We start from the raw sequence: 25154 nt of genomic DNA, 5'->3' as shown, positions 1-25154 counted from the left end.
GACGGCTGGTGCCCCAGGTGGGGCTTGAACCCACGACCGACGGATTATGAGTCCGCTGCTCTGACCGGCTGAGCTACTGGGGCGCGGAGCGGCACGGGCCGCCACGGCCCGGCAATCCTAGCGGCCGGCGGTCGGGATACCGTGAGGGCGTGCCGATCTTCCGTCGTTCCGCCCGCCTGCCCGACGCCGTCGCCGCGCACCTTCCCAAGGGTGACCGGCCGCTCGCCTTCGCCGCCATGACCAACGGGTCCTACGCCGTCGTCGTCCGTGACGCGCTGATCGTCGTGGGCGAGGACGGGCTCGGCCAGCGCACGGCGTGGCACGAGATCGAGAACGGCTCCTGGGACGGGGAGACCCGCACCTTCACGATCACGTGGGCCGACCGGGAGCACCCGGACCAGCCGCTCGTCCTGGAGTCGGACGAGGTCGAGGTCTTCACCTCGACGCTCCGCGAGCGGGTGCAGTCCTCCGTGGTCCACCACGAGACCGTGGAGGTCGGCGGTACCCGGGTGCGCGCCATCGTCCGCCGCCGCGAGGACGGGAGCCTGTACTCCCAGGTCACCGCCTTCGGCCCGCTGCCCCGTGGCGAGGAGGCCGACCGTGAGATCGACGCGCTCGAGCGCCGGGTCCGCGAGGCCGTCGGCCTCACCGGCTGAAGTGCGGCCCAACTCACAGCCGGGGCGCCCGTGGGCGACTCCCGGTGCACGCCGCCGTCCTGTTAGAGTCGAGCCGCACGATCCCGCGTAGCTCAATTGGCAGAGCATCCGACTGTTAATCGGACGGTTACTGGTTCGAGTCCAGTCGCGGGAGCCAGCAGCAACGACGCGCCCGTGACCGAGTGGCACGGCATGACCGTAGGCTCGTGAACATGGTCGCTCGCTCTCCGGCATCCTCCGCACCGCAGGTGGCGCCGAGTGGTGACCCCGCTCCGGACGGGCTCGTCTGCCACGTCTGGATCGCGCGCGTCGGGACCCTTCGCCCGACGGGGGACCGGGCGGACCCACCGGGCGGGTTGAGCCCCGCAGAGGTGCGGCGCTGGTCCGCGTACCGCCAGCCCGCCGACCGGGCGCGCTTCGCTGCCGGGGTGGCGCTCCAGCATCGGGCGCTCCTCGAGCTCACCGGGGTCGACGCCCCCCTCGTGCGCTCCTGCCCCGGGTGTGGCAGCGACGAGCACGGACCGGTCTCCCCGGGCGGCTCACTCGCCGGCCGCGCGTCCATGTCCCTGTCGCACAGCGACGACCTCGTCGTCGTGTCGGTCGTCGAGACCCCGCCCGGGACCGCGCCCGTGCGGGTGGGTGTCGACGTCGAGTCCTGCCGGACGCGCCGCGAGGGCATCGACGAGCTCGTCAGCACCCCGGAGGAGCGGGTGGCCGACGCGGACGAACCCGACCTCGGTTGTGCCCTGATGATGACCCGATGGACTCGCAAGGAGGCCGTGCTCAAGGCGGTGGGTGTCGGGCTCATGGTGCCCATGACGCAGGTGGCCCTCTCCCCGGCCGGGCAGCCTCCCCGGGTGCTCGCGGTAGGTAACCACCCCGACCTCGCGGGGCTCGCGCCCGAGGCCGCCCACCTCACCGACCTCGTCCACCCGCTCCTCGGCGACGCGTACCACGCAAGCGTGTGCGTCATCGGCGCAGACTTTCCCGTCGTCCTGCGCCGAGCCTGAGCGACTGTTCTCAGGACCGCAGGTAGGTGAGCACCGCGAGCACCCGGCGGGACGTCTCCGCCGACTGCGGCAGGTCGAGCTTCGCCAGCAAGCTGTTGATGAGGTTGGAGACGGCCTTCTCCGTGACCACCATCTTGGCGGCGATCTGCCCGTTCGAGTCGCCCTCTGCGATGTAGGCCAGGGCCTCCATCTCGCGCGGGCTCAGCCTGCTCAGGCGCTCCTGGTGGCGACGGCGCTGCAGCAGGCGGTTGACGACGTCCGGGTCGACGACGGTCCCGCCCGATGCCACCGTCCGCAGGTCGGAGACGAACTGCGCTCCGTCGAACACCCGGTCCTTGAGCAGGTAACCGACGGCCCCGCGTGCGTCGGACAGGAGCTCGTCGACGTACAGCTGCTCCACGTACTGCGAGAGCATGACGACGGGGTGCCCCGGGTGGAGCCGTCGGATCTCCCGCGCGGCGACGAGCCCCTCGTCCGTGAGGGTCGGGGGCAGCCGGATGTCGAGCAGGGCAAGGTCCGGCTGGTGCTCGTCGATCGCCGGCAGGATCTGTGTGCTGTCACTGACCGCCGCGACGACCTCGACGTCGTGGCTCTCGAGCAGACGCACCAACCCCTCGCGGAGCAGCAGCTGGTCCTCCGCCACGACGATGCGCATGCGGGCGCCTCTCGTTCCTGCGTCCCCCGTGCGCTGCGGTTGGGACGGATCAACCTGCGGACCGGACAAGCATAGGGGAGGTCCGGACGGGCCTATGATCGCCGACAGACAGGTGCCTGCACCCCTGTGCGACCACGTGGCTGTCGACAAGACTCGGACGCATGACATCAGCAGCGACCGCCGCCGCAGGACGCCCGACGAACGACAGGACCACCGTGACCACAGGCGAGGACACCGGCCCCACCTCGACCGACGCCACCGAGCCCGGCAGTGCGCGGGCCGGTGCCCTGCGCAACCTGGGCCGCGGGACGGTCCTGTTCGCGCTCGCCGTCCGCGACGCCCTCGTCGCCCTGTGGCTGACTGTCGTGCTCTGCCTGGTCGCCGTGCTCGTCGGCATCCCCCTCGTCCGCCCCGCCCTGCTCCTCGTGCGCTCCGACGCGCAGCAGCACAGGCGGCTCGCGGCGGCCTACTCGGGCCTCCACGTGCGCGCCGGCTACCGCTTCTACGCACGCCAGGGCAGCGGGGTCGCGTCCGGCGTGAGGCACGCCCTCGCCCTGCTCCAGGACCCGATGACGCGTCGCGACCTGCTGTGGCACCTCGTCAACCCGTTCGTCGGGGGAGCGCTCGGGCTCCTGCCACTGGCGCTCGTCGTCCACGGTGTCTGGGGGATCCTCCTGCTCGTCCTGTGGGAGCCGGTGACGAGCGCCTTCGAGAACAGCTGGTACTGGTTCCTCCCGCTCCGCAGCCAGGGCCTGGCGGTGGGGGCCTCGGTGCTCGGGGCGCTCGAGATTGCCGTCGCCCTGCGAGTGGCGCGGCCCCTGGTGGACCTCCATGCCCGGTGGGTGCGCGTCATGCTCTCCCCACCCAGCGTCGCCGAGCTCCGTGACCGGGTCGACCACCTGTCCGAGACCCGGCAGGACGCGGTCGAGATGCAGGCGGCGGAGCTGCGTCGGATCGAGCGGGACCTGCACGACGGCGCGCAGGCACGGCTGGTGGCCATGGGCATGGCGCTCGGCGCCGCCGAGCAGATCCTCGAGCGCGACCCGGAGGGCGCCCGCAAGATCCTCCGGGAGGCCAAGGGCAGCTCGTCGCAGGCGCTCACCGAGATCCGTGACCTCGTGCGAGGGATCCACCCGCCGGTGCTCGCCGACCGCGGACTGTCCGAGGCGCTGCGCGCGGTCGCGGCCGACTCACCGATCTCTGCGTCGGTGACGTCGACCCTTCGGACCCGGCTGATCGCCCCTCTCGAGTCGGCCGTGTACTTCGCGGTCTCGGAGTGCCTCACCAACGCGGCGAAGCACTCCCGGGCCGACCGCGTGGACATCCAGGTGACCGAGTCGTCCGACGTCGTCGAGGTCACGGTGCGGGACAACGGCTTCGGCGGGGCGACGGAGGAGCCTGCCGGCGGGCTGCACGGGATCCGGCGGCGTCTCGCGGCGTTCGACGGGGAGCTCGCGGTGACGAGCCCGGCCGGCGGCCCGACGACTGTACGGATTGTGGTACCAAAGGTGGAGAGCGCCAGTCCAGAAGCATAAGATGACCGGCGTTCAGGTCAACCAACGGTCACCATAAGTTCACCGATTCGTCCCTATTTGCGATCGTCGTCATCGGGCGCGGCCACGCGCAGCGGTTGGCCGCCGCGTCGGGCGCGGCCGACCCGTACGCACCCGTCCTCGGGATCCGCGGTGAGGGCGCGCTCGACCCGGTGTTCTGCGTCCACGGCGGCGTCGGGCTCGCCCTCCCGTACCTGGGCCTCACCGAGTCGGTCGACCGGGACCGCCCGATCGTCGGCCTGCAGGCTCCCGCCGCGGACCCGGACGTCCCGCTGCCGGGGTCGGTGCCGGAGGTCGCCGCCGACTACGTCCGCCGGGTGCAGGAGATCCAACCGTCCGGGCCGTACCACCTCTTCGGCTGGTCCTACGGTGGCATCGTCGCCCAGGAGATGGCGGTGCAGCTGCAGGCAGCCGGTGAACGCGTCGCGCTCCTCGTGAGCGTCGACGGCTACCCGTTCCGCGCCGGGTCGCAGGACATCCCCGCCGAGCAGGACCTGGTGAGCAGCTTCACCGAGTACCTCGACGTGGACATGAGCGGGTACGAGGGCGGCCCGGAGGGGCTGCCGGGGAACGCGGCGGAGCTGCTCTCCCTCCTCGAGTCCACGGCGAGCCCGCTCGCCGCGATGGGCCTGCGGCGCGTCGAGCGCTTCGTCGACCTCATGCGCCACCACGGCGAGCTCGTCGCGGCGCACGTGCCCCGGGTCTTCGACGGCGACATCCACGTCGTCGTGTCCATGTCCGACGGGACGCCCGACCCGCGCGAGCAGGCGGCGCGGTGGCGACCCGGCGTGACGGGCGCGGTCGTCGCCGTGGCGCTCGACGCCGAGCACAACCTCATGATGCACCCGCGGCCGGGCCGGACCATCGGCCGTGTGCTCGACGGGTGGCTCACCGACCTGCCCACGCAGGCCGCCACGCGCACTCAAGGAGCAGGACGATGACGACGACCACCCCGAGCACGCCACGACCCCCCCTTGGCGAAGCGGCAGGAGCCCACTGCCGGTCCAGGGCCGGCACGACGCCCCGTCACGGGGACGGTCTCCCGCGGGACCGCGGCGGTTCGCACCGTGCAGGAGATCGGGACGCTCGTCGGTCGTCGCCTGCGGCACGTGGCGGCGGCGCCCGGACGTCTCGTCGGCGTCGTCATGAACCCGCTCGTCATGCTCGTGGGTGTCGGGTACCTCTTCCGCGACGCGCTCGTGGTCCCGGGCGGCGGGTCGAGCTACATCGACTTCCTCCTCGCCGGGGTCGCGGCTCAGACGGCGCTGGCGAACCTCGGGCCGACGGGGGTGAGCGTAGGGATCGACGTCCAGCGGGGGCTCGTGGACCGGTTCCGGTCCCTGCCGATCTCCCGCTCCGCGGTCCTCGTGGCCCACAGCCTCAGCGACCTCGTCGTGGGGCTGGGCGGCCTCGTCGTCGTCACGCTGACGGGGCTCGTCCTCGGCTGGCGGCCCACCGGCTCGGTGGGGGAGACCGTCCTCGGGTTCGGCGTGCTCGCGCTCTTCGTCTACGTGGTCGTGTGGCTGGGGATCGCCCTCGGCATGGTCGTCCGTCAGGTGGAGTCCCTCGACGCGATCGGGGCGCTCATCCTCGTGCTGTTCACCTTCGTGTCCAGCGCGATCCTCGCCCCGAGCGCCATGCCGGGATGGCTCCGGCCGGTCGCGGAGTGGAACCCGGTGAGCGCCGTCGCCCAGGTGTGCCGCGAGCTCTGGGGGAACCCGGTGGTGGCAGGCACCTCCTTCCCGGCCCAGCACCCGGGGGTCGTCCTCGCCGTGACCTGCAGCGTCATGCTCACCGGGTGCGTGACGGTCAGCCTCCGGCGCTACCGGTCGGGGGCGTGAGGAACGGACCGGTGGAGAACGGCGCAAAAGGGGTGCAGGCACCCCTGTGCGGGCACGTCTCCACGACTTGGATTGAGCATGCAGGCGCTCCTCGGTCCTCACCGGCCACCTGACCGCACACCGCGTCGCGGCGCAGGGCCGCGCACGCACGACGACCATCCGCACCTCGAGAACGGACGACGGAATGCAGATCGCTACGGATGACAAGCACAGCACCCCTGGGGCGGCACCCGCACCGGCCGCCGGTGCGCACGACGGGATCACGACGCGGATCGCCCTGTGGAGCGCGCGCAACCCGTGGAAGGCCGTGCTCGTCTGGTTCCTCCTCATCGCGGTGACGTTCAGCCTGAGCATGGTCGCCACCCCGCGACAGGCCACCCAGGCCGAGCTCATGACGGGCGAGGCGCGGGACGCGTTCCGGATCGCCGACGACGCCGGCTACGTCGCCCCCGCGGTGGAGAGCGTGCTCGTCCGGTCCGCCGCCGGTGCCGGCGACCCGGAGGCCGCGCAGCAGGCCGCCGTCGAGATCGTCGACGCCCTGGGCGGCCTGCCAGGCGTCGCGCAGGCGACCGGGCCGGTGCCCTCCGACGACGGCTCGGCACTGCTCGTCGTGGCCGAGATGGCCGGCGACCCCGACACGGCACAGGACCGGGTCGAGCCCCTCCTCGACGCCACCGCCGAGGTCGCCGCCGAGCACCCCGGGCTGACGATCGAGCAGGTCGGTCCGGCCTCCATCCAGCAGGAGTTCCAGGAGTGGCTCGCCGAGGACGTCGAGAAGGCGACGGTGCTCAGCCTCCCGGTGACGCTCGTGATCCTCCTCGTGGCGTTCGGTGCGATCGTCATGGCGGGCATCCCGGTGGTGCTCGCGCTGTCCTCCGTCGCCTCCGCGACCGGGCTGTGGGCGGTCGCCTCCCAGGTGTTCCCGGACCAGGGCATGGTCATGCACCTCATCGTCCTCGTCGGCATGGCCGTGGGTGTGGACTACTCCTTGTTCTACCTGCGCCGGTTCCGCGAGGAGCGGCACGCGGGACGCACCAACATCGACTCCATCGGGATCGCCGCACAGACGGCGGGCCACTCGGTGATCATCTCCGGCGCTGCGGTCGCACTGTCCCTCGCCGGGCTCTTCCTCGTCCAGGACGCCTTCTTCAGCGGCATGGCCGCCGGGGCCATCCTCGTCGTCCTCGTCGCGATGGTCTCCTCGCTGACCGTCCTGCCGGCCATGCTCGCGAAGCTCGGGCGGTGGGTTGACACCCCGCGTGTGCCGTTCGTCTGGCGACTGTCCGGCGGGCGTGAGCCGCGTGTCATGCCCGCGCTCCTGCGGCCCGTGATCCGCCACCCGCGCACGGCCCTCCTCGGGTCGTTGCTCGTCCTGCTGGCGCTCGCGGCCCCCGCCCTCGGCATGAGCCTCAAGACCACACAGGTGGAGGACTTCCCGCGGAGCCTGGAGACGATGCAGCGGTACGACGCGCTCGTCGAGGCCTTCCCGGGCACGTCCAACACCGCAACGGTCGTCGTGCAGGTGCCCGCCGAGGAGACCGGCTCCCTCGCGGACGAGCTCGGTGAGGTCGCCGCCCTGGTCGCCGAGCGTCCCGAGCTCTACAGCGGTGTCGGCGAGCCGTGGGCGTCGGACGACGGCCGGACCGTCGTGGTGCCGGTGGACGTGCCCTTCACGGCGGACTCGCCCGAGGCCCGCGACGCCGTCGAGACGCTCCGCGAGACGATCGTCCCCCAGACGGTCGCGACGATCCCCGGGGTTCAGCACGCCGTCGGGGGTGACATCGCGACCGATGTCGACTACACGGGCAACCTGCTCGAGAAGCTCCCGCTCGTCATCGGCATCGTCATCGCCCTGACGTTCGTGTTCATGTTCGTCGTGTACCGCTCGCTCCTCGTCGCGCTGGTGACCGTGGGTCTCAACCTTCTGTCCACCGCGGCCGCCTTCGGCGTCCTCACCCTCGTGTTCCAGAACACGTGGGCGGAGGGCCTGCTCGGGTTCGAGTCCAACGGTCACGTGGTGTCGTGGGTGCCGATCCTGCTCTTCGTCGTCCTGTCCGGGCTCTCTCTCGACTACCACGTGTTCGTCGTCAGCCGGATCCGGGAGAACGCCCTGAGCGGCATGACCGTGCAGCGCTCGGTCTTCGACGGGGTGGTACGAACCGCCGGCGTGGTGACGAGCGCGGCCGTCGTCATGGTCGCCGTGTTCGCCATCTTCGGTTCCCTGAGTTTCATGGAGCTCAAGCAGATCGGCGTGGGCCTGTCGGCCGCGATCCTGCTCGACGCGACGATCATCCGGATCGTCACCCTGCCCGCGGTCATGGTCGCCGCGCACCGGGTCCTGTGGTGGCCGGGGCGGGTGGCCGCGCCCAGCGACGAGGTGGACGCGCCGGTCACGGTCGCGAGCATCCTCGGGACGGGTCAGGACGAGGTCAGCGGGACGTCAGCCGATGACGCGAGACTCGCACAGGCACGGTCCGGCTCGACCCTCTGAGAGGAACCCATGGCGAACCCGTTCGACGACACCGAAGGAACGTTCCACGTGCTGGTCAACGCGCGGGGCGAGTACAGCCTGTGGCCGGACTTCGCGAAGGTTCCGGGCGGGTGGGAGGCACGCCTCACGTCCGTGAGCCGCGCCGAGGCCGACGCGTTCATCGAGGAGGCGTGGACGACCCTGGACCCGCGGAGCATCGCGCTCCGAGCGGCCGCCAGGGTCTCCGAGCCGGTCACCGCTCCCGTGAGCGCGGGGTAGCGGTGTCACGCCCGGCGATCGAGGCCGAGAGCCTGGTCAAGCGGTTCGGTGACCGTACCGTGCTCGACGGCGTCGACCTCAGCGTCCCCACGGGTTCCGTCCTCGGGCTCCTCGGCCACAACGGGGCCGGCAAGACGACACTCGTCCGGGTCCTCACGACGCTGCTGCGGGCCGACGGCGGCCGGGCGTGCGTGGCGGGGTACGACGTCGCGTCCCAGGCGGGTGCCGTCCGGTCGTCGATCGCCCTCGCCGGGCAGTACGCGGCTGTCGACGACCTGCTGACGGGCCGCCAGAACCTCGAGCTCGTGGCCCGGCTCCGCCACCTCTCCCGCGCGGACGCGCGGGCCCGTGCCGCGGAGCTGCTCACCGAGCTCGGGCTCGATGATGCGGCGGACCGTCGCCTCACGACGTACTCCGGCGGGATGCGCCGACGCCTCGACCTCGCCGCATGCCTGGTCACGCGGCCGTCGGTGCTGTTCCTCGACGAGCCGACCACCGGCCTCGACCCGGCCAGCCGCCTCGACCTGTGGGCTGCGGTCCGCGGCCTCGTCGACGAGGGTGTCACGGTGCTGCTCACCACCCAGTACCTCGAGGAGGCGGACGAGCTGGCCGACTCGATCGTCGTGCTCGCTGAGGGGACCGTGGTCGCCGAGGGGACCTCCGCCGAGCTCAAGGCCCGGCTGGGTCGCGAGCGCGTCGTCGTGGACCTCGGTGCCGGCGCCGACTGGGACCGGGCCGTGAGTGTCCTGGGGCCGCTCTCGACGTCCCCCCTCGAGCTCGACGAGCGGCGGCTGAGCATCACCCTCGAGGCGCCGGCCCCGCTGGCAGCCCTGAGCAGGATCGCCGCCGAGCTCGAGCTCACGCGTGTCCCCGTCCGGCACGTCGCGCTGCGCTCACCGTCGCTCGACGAGGTCTTCCTCGAGCTCGCGGGGCGGTGACAGGGGAGGCGTCGCGCTCACCTGGCTGCGGTCCTCGGCGTCGTTGCGGTCGGCCGCCTCGCGCCCTGGCGGGGCAGCGCGCAGGATGGCGGGGGCACCTGTCAGACACCCTGGTCTGCGGTGCCGCCCACCGATCGGAAGGTCTCGCATGACTCACATCCCCACGGTCACGCTCAACACCGGCACGACGATGCCCATCCTCGGCTTCGGCGTCTTCCAGGTGCCGCCGGAGGAGACGGAGAAGGTCGTCACCGACGCGCTCGCGGCCGGCTACCGCCACCTCGACACCGCCGCCGGCTACCGCAACGAGGAGGCCGTGGGGCGCGCGATCGCCGCCAGCGGCATCCCGCGCGAGGAGCTCTTCGTCACGACCAAGCTGTGGAACCACGATGGCGGCGAGGAGGGCACCCGCCGCGCCTTCGCGACCTCGCTCGAGAAGCTCGGCCTGGACTACCTCGACCTCTACCTCATCCACCAGCCCTTCGGGGACTACTACTCCTTCTGGCGCGCGATGTCCGAGCTCCACCGGGAGGGCGCGGCCAAGGCGATCGGCGTCTCGAACTTCTTCCCCGACCGCCTCGTCGACCTCGCCCAGCACACCGACGTCGTCCCGGCGGTCAACCAGATCGAGACCCACCCCTTCTACCAGCGCACCGCCGACCAGGAGGTCATGGCCGGCCTTGGCGTGCAGATCGAGTCGTGGGGACCGCTGGCCGAGGGGAAGAACGACATCTTCTCCAACCCCACGCTCACGTCGATCGGGGAGGCGCACGGGAAGTCCGTCGCGCAGGTCGCGCTGCGCTGGCTCGTCCAGCGTGACGTCGTCGTCATCCCCAAGTCCGTGCGCCCGGAGCGGATGGCGGAGAACTTCGACATCTTCGACTTCGAGCTGAGCGAGGAGGAGATGGGCCGGATCGCCGAGCTCGAGACCGGCCGGTCGATCTCCATCGACCACCACGACCCCGAGGTCGCCAAGCGCCTCGGTGGCGTCCGGCTCGGCTAGGCCGCGTGCGCCCCGCCGTCGTGATCACGACGGCGGGGCGGCGCTCCGTCCCTGGTAGCATCGTCCCCGCAATCCCGCGTAGCTCAACGGCAGAGCATCCGACTGTTAATCGGACGGTTGCTGGTTCGAATCCAGCCGCGGGAGCAACAGAAGGGCCCCGCCAGGCAGCTGCCTGGCGGGGCCCTTCCTCACTCAGCCGGTCACCCGGTGATGGTTGTCCGACGGCGGGCGGCGAGGCCACCACCGCCTGCCACGAGGAGCAGCGCGAGCAGCAGAGCGGTGAGCTCCACACCCGTCACGGGCAGGCCGCCGCGGCCCGGACCGTCCGGTCCGCCTGCGGGCGGCGGCGTGGCGCCGTCGGTCGGCCCGTCCGTCGGGGCCGGGGAGCCGGTCGGTGGCTCCGTCGGCTCCTCGGTGGGCGGCGTCGTCGGCTCCTCGGCCGCGTCCACGAGCTGGCCCACGCCCCACCGCGCCGTGCTCTGGTAGCCGAGCCCGGTCGGGTCGGCCCAGTTGCGGATCGAGGTGCGGGTCGCGACGCCGTCGACGGTGCTCGCGTCGTTGACCTGGAAGTCCAGGCCGTGGAACGTCCCGAGACCACCCTCCTCGAGGAGGCTGATCGCCACCTCGACGACGTACCCGTCCTCGGTCACGGACGTCGCGCTCTGCACCCGGTCGGCCTGGAAGGCCTCGTCGCCGGTGCCGAAGGACACGACGTTCTCGTAGCTGACCCGGATCTGGGTGTCGTCGTAGCGGTATGGGCCGTTCTTGTAGTTGCCCGCGTCGACGTAGATCTCCACCGAGTCCTGCGCCCACGGGTCGCTGTGCTCGGCGTTCAGCTCGTCGTCGGTCACCTCCATGAGGACGTAGAGCGTGTTCTCGTCCCACAGCGTGCGGACCTCGGCCGTCGCCGTCCCGTCGGGATCCGTCCCGTCGGTGAGCAGCGTCTGCTTGTCGGTGGTGACGACGTTCGCCGACTCCCACGCGTCGTCGACGTCGCCGTCGACCTCCGGCAGCGCCTCGGCCGGCGCGACCTCGAGGTAGGACAGCGGCTCGACGAGCGTGAGCTGCGCGAGGGTGCCCGGCGAGCTCCAGCCCACCGCGCCGTCGTCGAGCAGCACCCGCAGGTCGAAGCCGAGGATGTCGCCCTCCGCGGCGCCGTCGAGCGGGACGTGGACGACGGCGAGCCAGGCGTCGTCGAGGTCCGCGGTGATGGCCTCCGCGTCGCCCACCGCGGCAGCCGTGACGGCGGCCGCGGCGGCACCCGCGCTGCCGTCGCGGGTGACGGTGTAGGTGTCCTCGCCGACGACGATCTCGACCGCGTCCGCGTCGCCCGTGACGGCGGTGAGCACCGTGAGGTGGTCCTCCGCCCAGCGCAGCTGGAAGGCCGCGAGCTCGTCGAGCGCCTCGTCCTGGACCGAGTGGAGGGGCAGCTGGGCCCACTCGACGGCGTCCCACGCGTCGTCGTCGAGCGCGACGTCGCCGGCGAAGACGAACGCCGAGCGCTGCCGCGGCGGCAGCTCCTCGCTGTCGACGGCGCCGTAGTACGCCGGCTTGGCGCGCAGGCTGCCGTCGAAGAGCAGCGGCGCGCCGTTGTCGTTGCGCCAGCTGCGGGTGTCGATGAGCCCCCAGACCGTCACCGAGTACAGGTCGTCGGCGTACTCCCGGAAGACGCGGAAGGCGTCGCGGTAGTAGTAGCCCTGCTCGACGAGCAGCGCCTGCGTCACCGGAGTGCCGGTGGTGACGTCGAGCTCGGTGACCACCTGGAAGAGCCCGGTGTCCTGGAAGCGGACGATCGCGTCCTCCAGCGCCTGGACCGGCATGGCGAGGTTGACGTGGAACTGGTGGCCCACGCCGTCGATCGGCACGCCCCGGTCGATGAGCCGGTTGACGAGGTCGTAGTACCGCGTCTGCTTGCCGGACTGCTCGGTGTTGTAGTCGTTGATGAACAGCGTGACCGGGTCCGCGTCGGGGACGGCGTAGACGTCGTTGAAGGCCTCGTCCGCGTACTCGAAGGCGAGGTCGATGAACTCCTCGCCGAGAATTCGGTACCACTCGCTGCGGCGCAGCCCGTCGGAGAACTCGCCGCTGTCGGAGACGACCTCGTTGACGACGTCCCAGGCGTTCAGCGGGTTCGTCGCGCTGCCGAAGAGCCCGGACTCGTCACTCATCGTCTCGGCGATGGAGAAGATGTGCTCGCGCATGCGGTCGCGCAGGACCTGCTGGTCCGTCTCGCTCGTGGTCAGCGGGGCGCCCGCTGAGTCCTGGAAGAACCAGGCCGGGGTCTGGCTGTGCCACACGAGGACGTGGCCGTACACGTCGAGGTCCTCGGCCTGGGCGAAGTCCATGATCGCCGCGGCCTCGGGGTGCATCCGGAAGTCGCCCGCGTCGTCGTACCAGGCCTCCGGCTTCATGTGGTTCTCGCCGGTCACCTGGTTGAAGTGGCGGGTGGTGAGCGCCGCGGAGTCACCGAGGGTCTCGCGTCGGTCGATGGCCACGCCCACCGGGAAGGGGACGGTGTCCTGCAGCGGCGTGAGGTCCTCGATGCCGGTGCTGTCCTGGGACCGGATCGTCACGTCGTCGACGAGGAAGTCGCCGTCGCCGCCGGTGTTGTAGCTCGTCTCGAAGTAGATCCGGGCGCTGTCGGCGGCCGGCATCGTGACGGTGGCCGTCACCTGGCTCCACTCCGAGGCAGTGACGCCGGGGACCTGGGCGAGGGTGTCGAAGGCGTCGGCGCCGTCGGTGGTGCGCTGCATGCTCAGCCAGATGTCGTCGGGCTCCTCACCGGCGGCCATCTTCACCCACGCGGTCACCTCGTAGGTCGTGCCGGTCTCGACCAGGCCGGTGAGGTCGAGGCCGATGCCGTCGCCCTGGGAGGTGCGGTCGGACACGAGCGCAGCCTGCGCGCCGCCGTGCGCCGCGGCGTCCGTCACCGAGACGGTGGGGTCTCCGTCGGCGTCGCCGCGCGGGGCCCAGCCCTGCAGGCCGTCCTCGAAGTCGAAGGTGAGGTCGAGCGGGGCGACGGAGTCGAGGAGGCCGCCGCTGGGGAGCGTGAAGGTGAAGCCCTCGGTGAGCCGCTCGGTGACGACCGTGCGGACGGCCGCGACCGAGCTCGCCCGGTCCCCGCCGCCGTCGTGCACGAGGACGACGGCACCCGGGGTGACGGCGTCGCGCAGGCGGGCGCTCAGCGCCTCCACGGACCGGTCGAAGGTGGGGTCGTCCCAGTCCATGATGAGATTGCCCAGCCCGAGCGGCTGCATGCCGAGCGCGACGGCGACCTCGGGCGTCACACCCCAGCTGCCGTTCGGTGCGCGGAAGTAGGGGACCGGGTGGTCGGGGTCGCCGAGCGCCTCGCGGATGATCGCGAGGTTCTCCTTGAGGTCAGCCTCGACCTCCTCGTGGGACCAGGCGCCCATGTCGGCGTAGCTCGTCGTGTGGTTGCACAGGGTGTGGCCCTCGTCGACCATCCGGCGCAGCAGCTCGGCGCCGCCGTCGGCCTGGATGTTCTGGCCGATGACGCAGAACGTCGCGGTGAGGTCGTTCTCGGCGAGGAAGTCGAGGAGGTCCGCGGTCTCGCCCGGGTTGGGTCCGTCGTCGAAGGTGAGCGCGGCGACGTCACCGGTGCCGCGCGCCGTCGTCACCTGCGCCTCGACCGGGCTGGTCGCCCCGCCGGGGACGAAGTCCGGGTCCGGGGTCGGCTCCCAGTCCTCGCCGCCGCCGCCGTCGTCGGGCGCGGCCGTGATGAGGAGGTCGTCGAGGAGGTAGGTGTAGGTGCCCTCGGGCAGGTCACCGGTGCCGATGTAGACCTGGCCGTCGGCGGGCGCCGTGAGGGTGCCCGACACGGTGGTCCAGGCGTCGGCGGTCATCGTCGTGTTGCCGATCCACGTGTAGCCCGGCTTCATGACGAAGCGGACGCCGGCCTCGCCGGGCGTCCCCTCGGCGAGCCGGGCGCGCATGGAGAAGGTGTACTCGGTGCCCTCCTCGAGGAGCCCGGCAGGGGTCTCGATGCCGATGTAGTCCGCGCTGCGGCCCGCGACCTGCAGTGCCTTGGTGCCGTCGACGTCGACGACGGACAGGGTGGGCTCACCGCTGAGGGCCCAGGGCTCCCAGGAGTCGTTCTCGAGGTCGGTGCTCACGACGACGACGGGGTCGCCTGCCGCCGCGGGTGCCGGGGTGTCGCCCGGCGCTGCCGCGGCCGTGACCCCTCCGGTCATCGTGAGGGCCAGGAGGCCGGCCCCCAGGGGTCTCCAACGTGGTCGGTTCCGCGTCATCACTGCTCCTTCGCAGAGGGTCACTGGTGCCGCACAGCACCGCGGGCGGAAGCCCGGAGCGCTGTGCGGTGCCTGAACGGTAGGGCGTCGACAACGATGTCGATAACGGTATCGATGATCCCTGTCACACAGTAGAGCACGGGAGCCGGAGACGCAGAACGCCCGGCTGGAGAGCTCCAGCCGGGCGTTCCTGCGTCCGGTGTCGTGCGCGCCGCCGAGCGGCGCCGGTCCTAACCGGCCGCGGGGCGACGGATCCCGAGGGTGTCGGTCCCGTTGCCGTCCCAGTCGCCCACGTGCACCTCGTCGCCCGCGCGACCGAAGGTCACCACGCGGTCCGCGTCCCCGCCGCGCAGGGAGTTGCTCACGTAGTACGTCCGGCCTCGCTGGACGGCAAAGGTGTCGGTGCCGTTGCCGTCCCAGTCACCGGCGAGGGTGGTGTCCCCGTCCCGGCCGTAGCGGAACGTCACGTCGGCGTCGCCGCCACGCAGGGAGTTCTTCACGTGGTAGGTCGCCCCGCGGCGCACCGCGAAGGTGTCCGACCCGTCCCCGTCCCAGTCGCCCACGAGCACGAGGTCGCCCTCCCGGCCGTAGCGGAACACCGAGTCGGCGTCCCCGCCACGCAGGGAGTTCTTCACGTGGTACTCGTTGCCACGGCGCACCGCGAAGGTGTCCGTCCCGTCCCCGTCCCAGTCACCCACGAGGATGACGTCACCGGGCCGGCCGTAGGTGAGGACCACGTCCGCGTCCCCGCCCTGCTGGGCGTTGGACACGTGGAAGACGTTGCCGCGGCGCACCGCGACCGTGTCCTTGCCGTCCCCGTCCCAGTCGCCGACGTACACGGCGTCGGTCCACCGTCCGTAGGTGAAGGCGACGTCGGTCGACCCGCGCCAGGTGTTGGACAGGTGGAACTCCGCGCTCCGGCGGTCCGTGGGCTCCTCGGGCTCGTCCGGTCCGGGGACGACGACGAGCACCGCGCGGTCCTCGGAGCCCTCGAGGATGTCGAAGCCGAGGAACTCGGCCGTGACGGTCACGTCGCCGGGGGCGAGGTCCGCAGGCAGCGTCGCCGTGGCGACGCCGTCCTCGAGGAGAACCGTCTCGGACCACGAGCCCGCGCGGAAGGTGACCCCGCCGCCGGTCTCGAAGCCGTCCTCCGCCACGACCGTCGCGGTGGCCGTGGCGGTCTCGCCCTCCTGGACCTCCGCGTCGACGGTGAGCTCCGTCGTCGTCGGCACGTCCTCGTTCTCGATGCCGCGGATGTCGTTCCACTCCCGCAGCGTGATCGGGATGACGGTGCCGTGGCGCGGCCGCGGCACGCCGGCGTTGGTCATGGTGATCGCCTTGGGGTCCCAGGTGGGTGCCTCGATGTCCTCGCTGCACGCCGCCTGGTAGCCGCCGCCGTTCGTGTACCGGTCGCCCCAGAGGTAGAACTCGCCGGGGCACGAGGTGTCACCGGGGTTGGCCTGGAAGATCACCGGGCCCTCGTAGCCCTGGTTCGGGTCCCACGTGGTGCGGCCGAGCGCCGGGGCGAGCAGCTCCCAGTTGTCGATGTCGCTGTCGAGGAAGTCGGTGTGCTTCTCGGAGAAGAGGTCCGAGCCGGCGTTGCCCGCCTCGTTCTTCGTCACCCGGTAGTACTCGTCGCCCACCTTGATCGCCGTCGTGTCGATCCGGGACTGCGGCGCGGGGTCCTGCCACACCTGGGGCTCGGAGAAGGTCTGGAAGTCGCGCGTGGTGTTGTACCACATCTGGGCGTTGCCCTGACCGGTGCGGTTGACCGGGTCGTCCCACAGCGACTGGGCCCAGAACACGGCGTACGCGCCGATCTCCTCCACCCACAGCGACTCCGGCGCGAAGGCGTTGCCGGCGTCGTCCGGAGCGACCTTGACGTGCCGCTGCGGCGTCCAGCTCACGAGGTCGTTGGACTCGAATACCTCGATGTACTGGGTGTCGTTGATGTTGTAGCCGCCCTGGTCGTACCAGTTGAGGTCGGTGGCGATCATGTAGAAGGTGTCGCCCTCGGGGGAGCGGACGATGTGCGGGTCGCGCAGGCCCTGGTCGCCCAGCTGGGAGATGAGCGAGGGCTGCCCGCCGGTGAGGCCGGTCCAGTCGAGGGCGGTGTTGCCGTTCGACGTCGCGAACATGATCTGCTCGCCGTCGGCCAGGTGCTCACCCTTGAAGTAGCCGAGGAAGTAGCGCTCGAACTCCTCGACGCGGGGCGTGGCCTTGACGGTGACCTCGAAGGTCTTCGTCTCCGACGCCTCGCCCTTCGTGGCGGTGGCGGTGAGCGTGACGTCGACGTCGGGGTGGCCGTAGGCCGGGCGGGTCACCTCGCCGGTGGGGCTGACAACCTCGGGGGCGCTGGACTCCCACGTGATCGTCGAGCCGAACTCGCCCTCGGCGGGCAGGGTGATGTTCCCGCGGACGTCGTCGCCCGCGTCGAGCTCGAGGTCGTAGACGTCGCGCTCGACGGCGGGGGAGTCCTGGAACTCGGCCTTGACGGTCACCTCGATGTCCCGGGTGACGACCTCGCCGCCCTTGCGGACGGTCGCGGTCAGCGTCGCGGTGGCGTCGGGCTGCCCGACGGCTGGCCGGGTGACCCGGCCGGTGACGTCGACCTTCGGCGCGCTCGCCGGCGGCGTGTACACCTCGACGACGGACGGGTCGGAGGACTCCCACGTGATCGTCGACCCGGCCACCGTGCCGAACTTCGGCAGCGTGATGTCACGGACGATGGCCTCGGTGAGGCCGAGGTCGATCGCGGCGGCGTCCGCCTGGGCGCCGGTGGCGACCGTCTCGGCGGCGAGGGCCGCGGCGTCGTCGGCGTCCACGGCGCGGTCGTAGACGCGGAAGTCGCGCAGGGTCCCGCGGAAGGAGTAGTCGCCGGACACCTGGGACCGGCCGAGGAAGTTGCAGCTCGTGCCCGCGGCGTTGACCGACGGGGGCGTGGTGAGGTTGGCGACCTGGCTCTGCTGGGCGCCGTCGACGTAGACCGTGCCGGTCCAGGTCCCGTCCTCGTTGAGCGCCTGGGTGTAGGTGACGTGCTTCCACGCCCCCTCGCGCAGGCGCTCCTGGTGCAGCGCCTGGTTCCCGACCTGGACGCGGAAGCGGGAGCCGGGCCGGTTCGCCGCGGTGTTGGACGCGAAGATCGAGCCCTGGACGCCTGTGTCGGCGTCGCAGGAGCCGGCCTTGCTACCGAGGCTCCAGATCTGGTGGTGGCCGACGTTCGCGGGGTCGACCCACACGTCGTAGTCGACGGTGAGGTTCGACATGCCCGCGGTGAGGTTGTCCGGCAGGTCGACGTACGCGCCCTCGAGGGCGGTCTCGTAGGAATCCGGGTTGAGCCTCACCCCGTCCCCGGTGAGCGTCGCCTTGTCGGCGTTGACGAGGGTGGCCGGGGTCCCGGCGGAGCCCGAGTTCGCCAGCACGGTCCCGCTCGTCTCGTCGAGGAGGAAGTGGTGGACAAGGCCCTCGAGGTCCGGTGCCGGGTCCGGTGGGACGGTGCCCGCTGAGGCCGAGGTGGCGGCCAGCCCACCGATCCCCACGGTGACGGCGGTGATGGCGCCGAGCAGCCGCGTGCGCCGCTGCCTCGTCGCGGTCGGGTCAGGTGTCATGGATCGCGTACTCCTTCGTCGTGATCGGGCCCTGCGTGCGCACGCGGCTGGAGGGTCCCCCGACCACGGCGCGCCACCGGTCCGCGTCGGCGTGGACCGGTGAGGAAAAGCGCCTGAACCGGCGATGTTGCCGCTCACATCCGCGGGTGTCAAGGGTGTGCCCACGGAGGGGACACGGACCGTGCACCGGCGGCGCGGCGGCCCGCTAGCCTGGCTCGCGACGGTGAGGGAGCCGTCTCGGGAGGGGAGGTCGTATGGACGCGGACGTCATCGTCGTCGGGGCGGGACTGGCCGGGCTCGTCGCCACGGCCGAGCTCGCCGGAGCGGGCCGCCGGGTCCTGCTCGTGGACCAGGAGCCGCTGCAGAACCTCGGCGGGCAGGCCTACTGGTCCTTCGGCGGGCTCTTCCTCGTCGACTCGCCCGAGCAGCGACGCATGGGCGTGCACGACGACGCCGAGCTGGCCTGGCAGGACTGGCAGGCCACCGCCGGCTTCGACCGCCCGCGCGAGGACCGCTGGCCCGAGCGCTGGGCACGCGCCTACGTCGACTTCGCCGCGGGCGAGAAGCGGGCCTGGCTGCACTCCCTGGGCGTGCGGTTCTTCCCGGTGGTCGGCTGGGCCGAGCGCGGCGGCACCCTCGCCACCGGTCCGGGCAACTCCGTGCCGCGCTTCCACATCGTCTGGGGGACCGGCCCCGGCCTCGTCGCGCCCTTCGCCCGCCAGGTGCGTGCCGCCGTCGACGACGGGCTCGTGCGCCTGGCCCCGCGCCACCGCGTCACCCGGCTCACCACGAGCGGGGGAGTGGTCGACGGCGTCGCGGGGCAGGTCCTCGCGCCGGACACCGCCGCGCGGGGTGCGCCGACGAGCCGGGAGGTCGTCGGCGAGTTCGCGCTCCGGGCGCAGGCCGTCGTCGTCGCGTCCGGGGGGATCGGTGGGAACCACGAGCTCGTGCGGCGCTGGTGGCCGCAGTCCCTCGGCACGCCGCCGGAGCGGATGCTCACGGGCGTCCCCGCGTACGTCGACGGCTCGATGCTCGAGGTCGCTGCGGAGGCCGGTGCCAATCTCGTCAACCGTGACCGCATGTGGCACTACACCGAGGGCATCGAGAACTACGCGCCCGTGTGGCCGGGGCACGGCATCCGGATCCTGCCCGGCCCGTCGTCGCTGTGGCTCGACGGCGCCGGCCGTCGCCTGCCCGCGCCGCTGTTCCCGGGCTTCGACACCCTCGCCACCCTGCGTCACCTGCGCACCACCGGGTACGACCACAGCTGGTTCGTCCTCACCCAGCGGATCATCGAGAAGGAGTTCGCGCTCTCCGGCAGCGAGCAGAACCCCGACCTCACCGGCAAGGACCTGCGCCGGCTCGCCGAGCGGCTCCGTGCCGGCGCGCCCGGGCCGGTGGCCGAGTTCATGCGGCAGGGAGCGGACTTCGTCGTCGCCGACACGCTCGAGGAGCTCGTCGCGGGGATGAACCGGGTGACGCCTGAGGCGCCGCTCGAGCTCGACGTCGTCGCCCGGGAGGTTCGCGCCCGGGACCGGGAGATGGCCAACGAGTTCACCAAGGACGCCCAGGTGACGGCGCTGCGCCAGGCCCGCACCTACCGCGGCGACCGCCTCATCCGCGTTGCCCCGCCCCACCGCCTCCTCGACCCCGAGGCCGGTCCCCTCGTGGCGGTCAGGCTCCACGTCCTCACCCGCAAGACCCTCGGCGGCATCGAGACCGACCTCGACGGCCGGGTGCTGGGCGCCGACGGCGACCCGCTCCCCGGTCTTTTCGCCGCCGGGGAGGCCGCGGGCTTCGGCGGCGGCGGGGTCCACGGCTACCGCTCCCTCGAGGGCACCTTCCTCGGGGGCTGCCTCTTCTCCGGCCGCCAGGCCGGCCGCGGGGCCATCGCGGCGACGTAGCGCGTCCGGTGATCGTGTGGCTTGCGGGTTCTCCGGGAACCCGAACCCCACACGATGCGCCGGGCGGCGAACGTCGGCAATGCCACATCCCGCAGGACCGAACCGCCCCCGCGGCGGCTCGGAGCACCTCGCGGGTCGTGGGAAACTGGTCCCCATGGCTATGCGAGACATCCGTGTCGTGGGTGACCCCGTCCTGCGCACCCCGTGCGAACCGATCACGGACATCGACGAGCGCGTCAAGGCACTCGTCGAGGATCTCCTCGAGACGGTCGACCACGAGGGACGCGCCGGACTGGCGGCCAACCAGATCGGTGTCAGCCTCCGCGCCTTCTCGTGGAACATCGACGACGAGATCGGCTACGTCCTCAACCCGCGCCTCGTCGAGGTCTCCGAGGAGGAGTACCAGGACGGCGACGAGGGCTGCCTGTCCGTGCCGGGCCTCTGGTTCCCCACCGAGCGCGCCTGGTACGCCCGCGTCGAGGGCACCGACCTGGACGGCAAGAAGGTCGTCGTCGAGGGCGAGGAGCTCATGGCCCGCTGCCTCCAGCACGAGTGCGACCACCTCGACGGCATGCTCTACATCGACCGCCTCGAGCGGGCCCAGCGCAAGAAGGCGATGCGCGCGATCCGCGAGATGCTCTGAGCTCTTCCGCCGGCGCTGATTGTCGGTTAAAGTGAGCGGCTGGTCCGGCCGTCGGACCTCACCTTGGGGAGGGTGCGTGCTCAACCTCTGGAACCTCACCGCGCGCTACGACCGCGACCTCGGTCGTCTGGCCAGCGCGCTGTGTTGTCGACCCTGAGCACCCGCGGGACCTGAGCCCCGGACGCCCCCGGCGACGACGCCGACCCTGAACCACCACGCCGACCCGTGTCGGCACGCGTCCGAGTACCCGCGCCGGCGCGCGCACTGCGCGTGCGCCGCCACCCTTGCCACCTTCGCGTACCCGGAAAGGCAGTCATGTCCACGTCCACTGCACCTACCCGACGGCGTCTGCGCGCGCCGTCCTTCACCGTCCAGATCCTCGCCGCCCTCGTCCTGGGCGTGCTGCTCGGCTGGTGGGCGCTCGCGATCGGTGAGGGCCCCAACGAGGAGCCCAACGGGCTCACCGTCGCGCTGAGCACCATCGGCTCGACCTTCGTCAGCCTGCTGCGCGCCACCGTCCCGCCGCTGGTCTTCACCGCGATCGTCGCCTCGATCGCCAACCTGCGCGGCGTCGCCAACGCCGCGCGCCTCGCCGGCCAGACCCTCCTGTGGTTCGCCATCACCGCGGCCGCCTCCGTGGCGATCGGCATCGGCCTGGGCCTGGTCATGCAGCCGGGCATCAACACGTCCGTGGGTGCCGACGCGGCGCAGGACCCGGGCCGCTCCGGCAGCTGGCTCGACTTCCTCAGCGGCCTCGTGCCGGTGAACTTCCTCGGCCTGGAGACCTCGGCCTCCCTCGAGAGGAACGAGGCGGGCGACATCCTCGGCGTCGGCAGCTCGCTGAGCTTCAACGTCCTGCAGATCCTCGTCATGGCGCTCGTCGTCGGCATCGCCGCGCTCAAGGTGGGGGACAAGGCCGAGCCCTTCCTCTCGGTCAACCGCTCGCTGCTCGCGATCATCCAGAAGCTGCTGTGGTGGATCATCCGCCTCGCGCCGCTGGGCACGCTCGGACTCATCGGCCGCGCCATCGCCACCTACGGCTGGGACGCCCTCGCGCCGCTCGGCACCTTCGCCGGCGCCGTCTACATCGGTCTCGCGCTCGTCCTCGTCGTCGTCTACCCGATCGTCCTCAAGACCAACGGGCTCGGCGTCATGCGCTTCTTCCGCGGCGCCTGGCCGGCCATCCAGCTCGGCTTCGTCTCGCGCTCCTCGATCGGCACCCTGCCGCTCACGCAGCGGGTGACTGAGCGCAACCTCGGTGTCCCGCGGGCCTACGCCTCCTTCGCCGTGCCGCTCGGCGCGACGACGAAGATGGACGGCTGCGCCTCGATCTACCCGGCCCTCGCCGCGATCTTCGTCGCCCAGTTCTTCGGGCTCGAGCTCGGCGTCACCGACTACCTCCTCATCGCGTTCGTGTCCGTCGTCGGCTCGGCGGCGACGGCGGGGCTCACCGGCGCGATCGTCATGCTCACCCTCACGCTGTCGACCCTGGGTCTGCCGCTCGAGGGTGTGGGCCTGCTCCTCGCCATCGACCCGATCCTCGACATGGGCCGCACGGCGACGAACGTCGCCGGCCAGGCGCTCGTGCCGACCGTCGTCGCCAAGCGCGAGAGCATCCTCGACCTCGAGCGGTACAACTCCGCCAACGCGGAGAACATCTTCTCCGACGAGGACGAGGAGTACGCCGCCCAGGCGCCCGAGCAGGTGAGCGGCCGCCCCGAGGCCGCCGAGCCGCAGCCGGCACGCGCCTGAGCCGAGCGCCGGGACGGTCCCACGCGGGGACCGTCCCGGCGCCGGTGTGGCATGATGAGCCCGTCACGCCGTGATCGTGGAGAGCCACTGGTTCCAGCCCTGAGGTCGTAGGGGAAGACGTACCTCAACCGGAACCAGGAGGGTCGACATGAGTGGTGCCAGCACCCGCGGTGTCATTTTCGTGCACTCTGCGCCCCGTGCGCTGTGCCCGCACATCGAGTGGGCGGCGGGGACGGTCCTCGACGGACGCGTCACCCTGGAGTGGACGGAGCAGCCTGCCGCGCCCGGACTCTTCCGCGCCGAGTACTCGTGGGCCGGGCCCGTGGGCACCGGGGCACGTCTCGCCTCGGCGCTGCGCGGCTGGACGCACCTGCGCTACGAGATCACCGAGGATCCCGCGCCCGGCATCGACGGCGGTCGCTGGTCCCACACCCCCGAGCTGGGGATCTTCCACGCCCAGACCGACGCCCACGGCAACGTCGTCGTCCCCGAGGACCGCATTCGCGCGGCCCTGGAGTTCGCCGCCGACCCCGCCCGCATGCGCCACGAGATGAACCTCGCGCTCGGCCAGGCCTGGGACGACGAGCTCGAGCCCTTCCGTTACGCCGGCGCCGGCGCTCCCGTGCGCTGGCTCCACCGCGTCGGCTGACCCCCGGCCCCCTTTTTGCATCGAGCGCTGAGTTGTTACCGGCTGCGCCTGGTAACAGCTCAGCGCTCGACGCGTGAGGGGTGCGGCGCTTGGAGGCTCAGCGCTCGGCGCTGGTCGTGCTTCAGCGGAGGAGGGCGGTGGCTTCCTGGCGGGACTCGGCGGGCTCCAGGAGGTGCTGGAGCGAGGCCGGCACCGGCTCGCCCCGGCGGCGCATCGCCGTGCCCCACAGGCGCCCGGCCCGGTAGGACGAGCGCACCAGCGGGCCGGCCATGACCCCGAGGAAGCCCATCTCCTCGGCTGCCTCGGACAGGTCGACGAACTCCTCGGGCCGCACCCAGCGCTCCACCGGGTGGTGGCGCACGGAGGGACGCAGGTACTGGTTGATCGTCAGCAGGTCGCAGCCCGCGTCGCGGAGCAGCTCCATCGCCTCGAGCACCTCGGTCATCGTCTCGCCCATGCCGAGCATGAGGTTGGACTTGGTGACGAAGCCGTCGTCCCGCGCGGACCGGAGCACGCCGAGCGAGCGCTCGTAGCGGAAGCCGGGGCGGATCCGGCGGAACACCCGCGGGACCGTCTCGACGTTGTGGGCCAGTACCTCCGGGCGTGAGGAGAAGACCTCGGCCAGCTGGGAGGGCTCGGCGTCGAAGTCGGGGATGAGCAGCTCGACGCCGGTGCCGGGGTTGTGCGCGTGGATCTGGCGCACGGTCTCGGCGTAGAGCCAGGCACCGCCGTCGTCGAGGTCGTCACGTGCCACGCCCGTGACGGTCGCGTACCGCAGCCCCATCGTCGCGACCGAGCGGGCGACCTTGAGCGGCTCGAGCCGGTCGAAGGCGTCCGGCTTGCCGGTGTCGATCTGGCAGAAGTCGCAGCGGCGGGTGCACTGCGAGCCGCCGATGAGGAAGGTCGCCTCGCGGTCCTCCCAGCACTCGAAGATGTTCGGGCAGCCGGCCTCCTCGCACACGGTGTGCAGGCCGTTGCCGTGCACCAGCTGCTTGAGGTCGCGGTACTCCGGCCCCATCGTGGCGCGGGTCTTGATCCACTCCGGCTTGCGCTCGATCGGCGTCTGCGCGTTGCGGGCCTCGACCCGCAGCATGCGGCGGCCCTCGGGGGCGATCGTCATCGGTCTCCGTTCGGTGTCGTGTCGACGGGGGTCGGCGCAGCGCCGACCGAGGCGAGCAGCCGGTCCGACGGCGTGGCGAGGCACGGGGTGAGCGCGGCGAGGAGGTGCCGCTCGGTGGCCGCGGCGATGTCGAGAGGGCCGATGCGCCGCCCGGCCTCCGCGGTCAGCGAGGTGACCCCGGCGTCGGTGATCCCGCACGGGACGATGGTGGAGAAGGCGGTGAGGTCGGCGTCGGCGTTGATGGCCACCCCGTGCATGGTCACCCCGCGCGCCACCCGGACGCCGACGGCGGCGAGTTTGCGTTCCGGGGTGCCCGCGACCCAGACCCCCGAGCGCCCCGGCACACGAACGCCCGTGACGCCCCACTCGGCGGCCGTGCCGATGACGGCCTGCTCCAGCGCGCGGACGTAGGCGACGACGTCGACGGGGTCGGCGAGCCGGACGACCGGGTAGACGACGAGCTGTCCGGGCCCGTGCCAGGTGAGGCGCCCGCCACGGTCGATGTCGACGACGTCGCTGCCGTCGGTGGGCCGCTCCGCGCGCGCGGTGCGCCGTCCGGCGGTGTAGACGCTCGCGTGCTCGAGGAGCAGCACGGTGTCCGGACGGCGCCCGGTGACGACGTCGTCGTGGATCTCCCGCTGCAGCGCCCACGCCTCACGGAAGTCCACCTGAGCCATTCCTAGACTCAGTCGAACAATGTCCATTCGGCCACACTACCCGCTCCGCGCACGCGAGTACGCACCAACGGTCACCAGGCTGCCCCCGCAGGGACGCCCCGATGACCGTTGGTGCGTACTCGGCGAAA

The 25154-nt window shown here is 71.9% G+C and carries 18 protein-coding genes and 3 tRNA genes; 15 read left to right on the top strand and 6 right to left on the bottom strand.

From position 1 onward, the window contains the following. Positions 1-6: 6 nt before the first annotated feature. Positions 7-83 (bottom strand) — tRNA-Ile (locus ACWPXV_RS10955). Between the two features lie 66 nt (positions 84-149). Here ACWPXV_RS10955 and ACWPXV_RS10950 point away from each other — a divergent pair. From ACWPXV_RS10950 to ACWPXV_RS10940, 3 genes are all read left to right on the top strand, one after another. Next, positions 150-656, top strand: a complete 507-nt coding sequence (locus tag ACWPXV_RS10950; RefSeq protein ID WP_454085261.1) for a hypothetical protein — start codon at positions 150-152, stop codon at positions 654-656. An 81-nt stretch (positions 657-737) separates the two neighbouring features. Beyond that, positions 738-813, top strand: a tRNA-Asn gene (locus ACWPXV_RS10945). 271 nt (positions 814-1084) lie between these two features. Next, positions 1085-1666 carry a 4'-phosphopantetheinyl transferase family protein gene (locus ACWPXV_RS10940; RefSeq protein ID WP_454085260.1) on the top strand — a complete coding sequence of 194 codons (582 nt, stop codon included), beginning with the start codon at positions 1085-1087 and terminating at the stop codon, positions 1664-1666. A gap of 10 nt (positions 1667-1676) precedes the next feature. Here ACWPXV_RS10940 and ACWPXV_RS10935 read toward each other — a convergent pair whose 3' ends face one another. Then, positions 1677-2321, bottom strand: coding sequence for a response regulator transcription factor (locus ACWPXV_RS10935; protein WP_454085259.1), 645 nt, complete (start codon positions 2319-2321; stop codon positions 1677-1679). Between the two features lie 161 nt (positions 2322-2482). Here ACWPXV_RS10935 and ACWPXV_RS10930 point away from each other — a divergent pair, with 161 nt between their 5' ends. From ACWPXV_RS10930 to ACWPXV_RS10895, 8 genes are all read left to right on the top strand, one after another. Further along, on the top strand, positions 2483-3856 hold the full coding sequence (locus ACWPXV_RS10930; RefSeq protein ID WP_454085258.1) for a histidine kinase: 1374 nt from the start codon (positions 2483-2485) through the stop codon (positions 3854-3856). Positions 3857-3951: 95 nt separating this feature from the next. Beyond that, positions 3952-4815, top strand: coding sequence for a thioesterase domain-containing protein (locus ACWPXV_RS10925; protein ID WP_454085257.1), 864 nt, complete (start codon positions 3952-3954; stop codon positions 4813-4815). A 126-nt stretch (positions 4816-4941) separates the two neighbouring features. Continuing rightward, complete coding sequence (locus ACWPXV_RS10920; protein ID WP_454085256.1) at positions 4942-5715, top strand: ABC transporter permease; 774 nt, start codon at positions 4942-4944, stop codon at positions 5713-5715. A gap of 184 nt (positions 5716-5899) precedes the next feature. Then, complete coding sequence (locus ACWPXV_RS10915) at positions 5900-8206, top strand: MMPL family transporter (RefSeq protein ID WP_454085255.1); 2307 nt, start codon at positions 5900-5902, stop codon at positions 8204-8206. Between the two features lie 9 nt (positions 8207-8215). Continuing rightward, the gene (locus tag ACWPXV_RS10910; protein ID WP_454085254.1) at positions 8216-8464 is read left to right on the top strand and encodes an MbtH family protein; all 249 of its coding nucleotides are present in this window, start codon (positions 8216-8218) and stop codon (positions 8462-8464) included. A gap of 2 nt (positions 8465-8466) precedes the next feature. After that, positions 8467-9402 carry an ATP-binding cassette domain-containing protein gene (locus ACWPXV_RS10905; protein ID WP_454085253.1) on the top strand — a complete coding sequence of 312 codons (936 nt, stop codon included), beginning with the start codon at positions 8467-8469 and terminating at the stop codon, positions 9400-9402. Between the two features lie 157 nt (positions 9403-9559). Next, positions 9560-10405 (top strand): aldo/keto reductase, encoded by an 846-nt coding sequence (locus ACWPXV_RS10900; RefSeq protein ID WP_454085305.1) that lies wholly within the window; start codon positions 9560-9562, stop codon positions 10403-10405. A gap of 72 nt (positions 10406-10477) precedes the next feature. Next, a tRNA-Asn gene (locus ACWPXV_RS10895) sits at positions 10478-10549 on the top strand. A 56-nt stretch (positions 10550-10605) separates the two neighbouring features. Here the strand turns inward: ACWPXV_RS10895 and ACWPXV_RS10890 are convergent. After that, a complete protein-coding gene (locus tag ACWPXV_RS10890) occupies positions 10606-14616 on the bottom strand; it encodes an endo-1,4-beta-xylanase (RefSeq protein ID WP_454085252.1) in 4011 nt (1336 codons plus the stop codon). 287 nt (positions 14617-14903) lie between these two features. Beyond that, positions 14904-18281, bottom strand: a complete 3378-nt coding sequence (locus ACWPXV_RS10885; RefSeq protein WP_454085251.1) for an immunoglobulin-like domain-containing protein — start codon at positions 18279-18281, stop codon at positions 14904-14906. Positions 18282-18535: 254 nt separating this feature from the next. Here ACWPXV_RS10885 and ACWPXV_RS10880 point away from each other — a divergent pair, with 254 nt between their 5' ends. The 4 genes from ACWPXV_RS10880 (at position 18536) to ACWPXV_RS10865 (ending at position 23229) form a co-directional block, all read left to right on the top strand. Beyond that, positions 18536-20185 (top strand): FAD-binding dehydrogenase, encoded by a 1650-nt coding sequence (locus tag ACWPXV_RS10880; RefSeq protein WP_454085250.1) that lies wholly within the window; start codon positions 18536-18538, stop codon positions 20183-20185. 154 nt (positions 20186-20339) lie between these two features. Continuing rightward, positions 20340-20828 carry a peptide deformylase gene (def, locus tag ACWPXV_RS10875; RefSeq protein WP_454085249.1) on the top strand — a complete coding sequence of 163 codons (489 nt, stop codon included), beginning with the start codon at positions 20340-20342 and terminating at the stop codon, positions 20826-20828. A 315-nt stretch (positions 20829-21143) separates the two neighbouring features. Further along, positions 21144-22580: a dicarboxylate/amino acid:cation symporter gene (locus tag ACWPXV_RS10870; RefSeq protein ID WP_454085248.1), complete on the top strand. Its 1437-nt coding sequence runs from the start codon at positions 21144-21146 to the stop codon at positions 22578-22580. 148 nt (positions 22581-22728) lie between these two features. After that, entirely contained in the window at positions 22729-23229 is a 501-nt protein-coding gene (locus ACWPXV_RS10865) for a DUF3145 domain-containing protein (RefSeq protein WP_251838040.1), read from the top strand. A 121-nt stretch (positions 23230-23350) separates the two neighbouring features. Here ACWPXV_RS10865 and lipA read toward each other — a convergent pair whose 3' ends face one another. Next, complete coding sequence (gene lipA / locus ACWPXV_RS10860; RefSeq protein WP_454085247.1) at positions 23351-24349, bottom strand: lipoyl synthase; 999 nt, start codon at positions 24347-24349, stop codon at positions 23351-23353. Further along, positions 24346-25053, bottom strand: a complete 708-nt coding sequence (gene lipB / locus ACWPXV_RS10855; RefSeq protein WP_454085246.1) for a lipoyl(octanoyl) transferase LipB — start codon at positions 25051-25053, stop codon at positions 24346-24348. Before lipB ends, lipA begins: the two co-directional genes overlap by 4 nt. Positions 25054-25154: the final 101 nt, after the last annotated feature.

Source organism: Georgenia sp. Marseille-Q6866, assembly GCF_965111665.1.
This window is presented reverse-complemented; position numbering and strand designations above follow the sequence as displayed.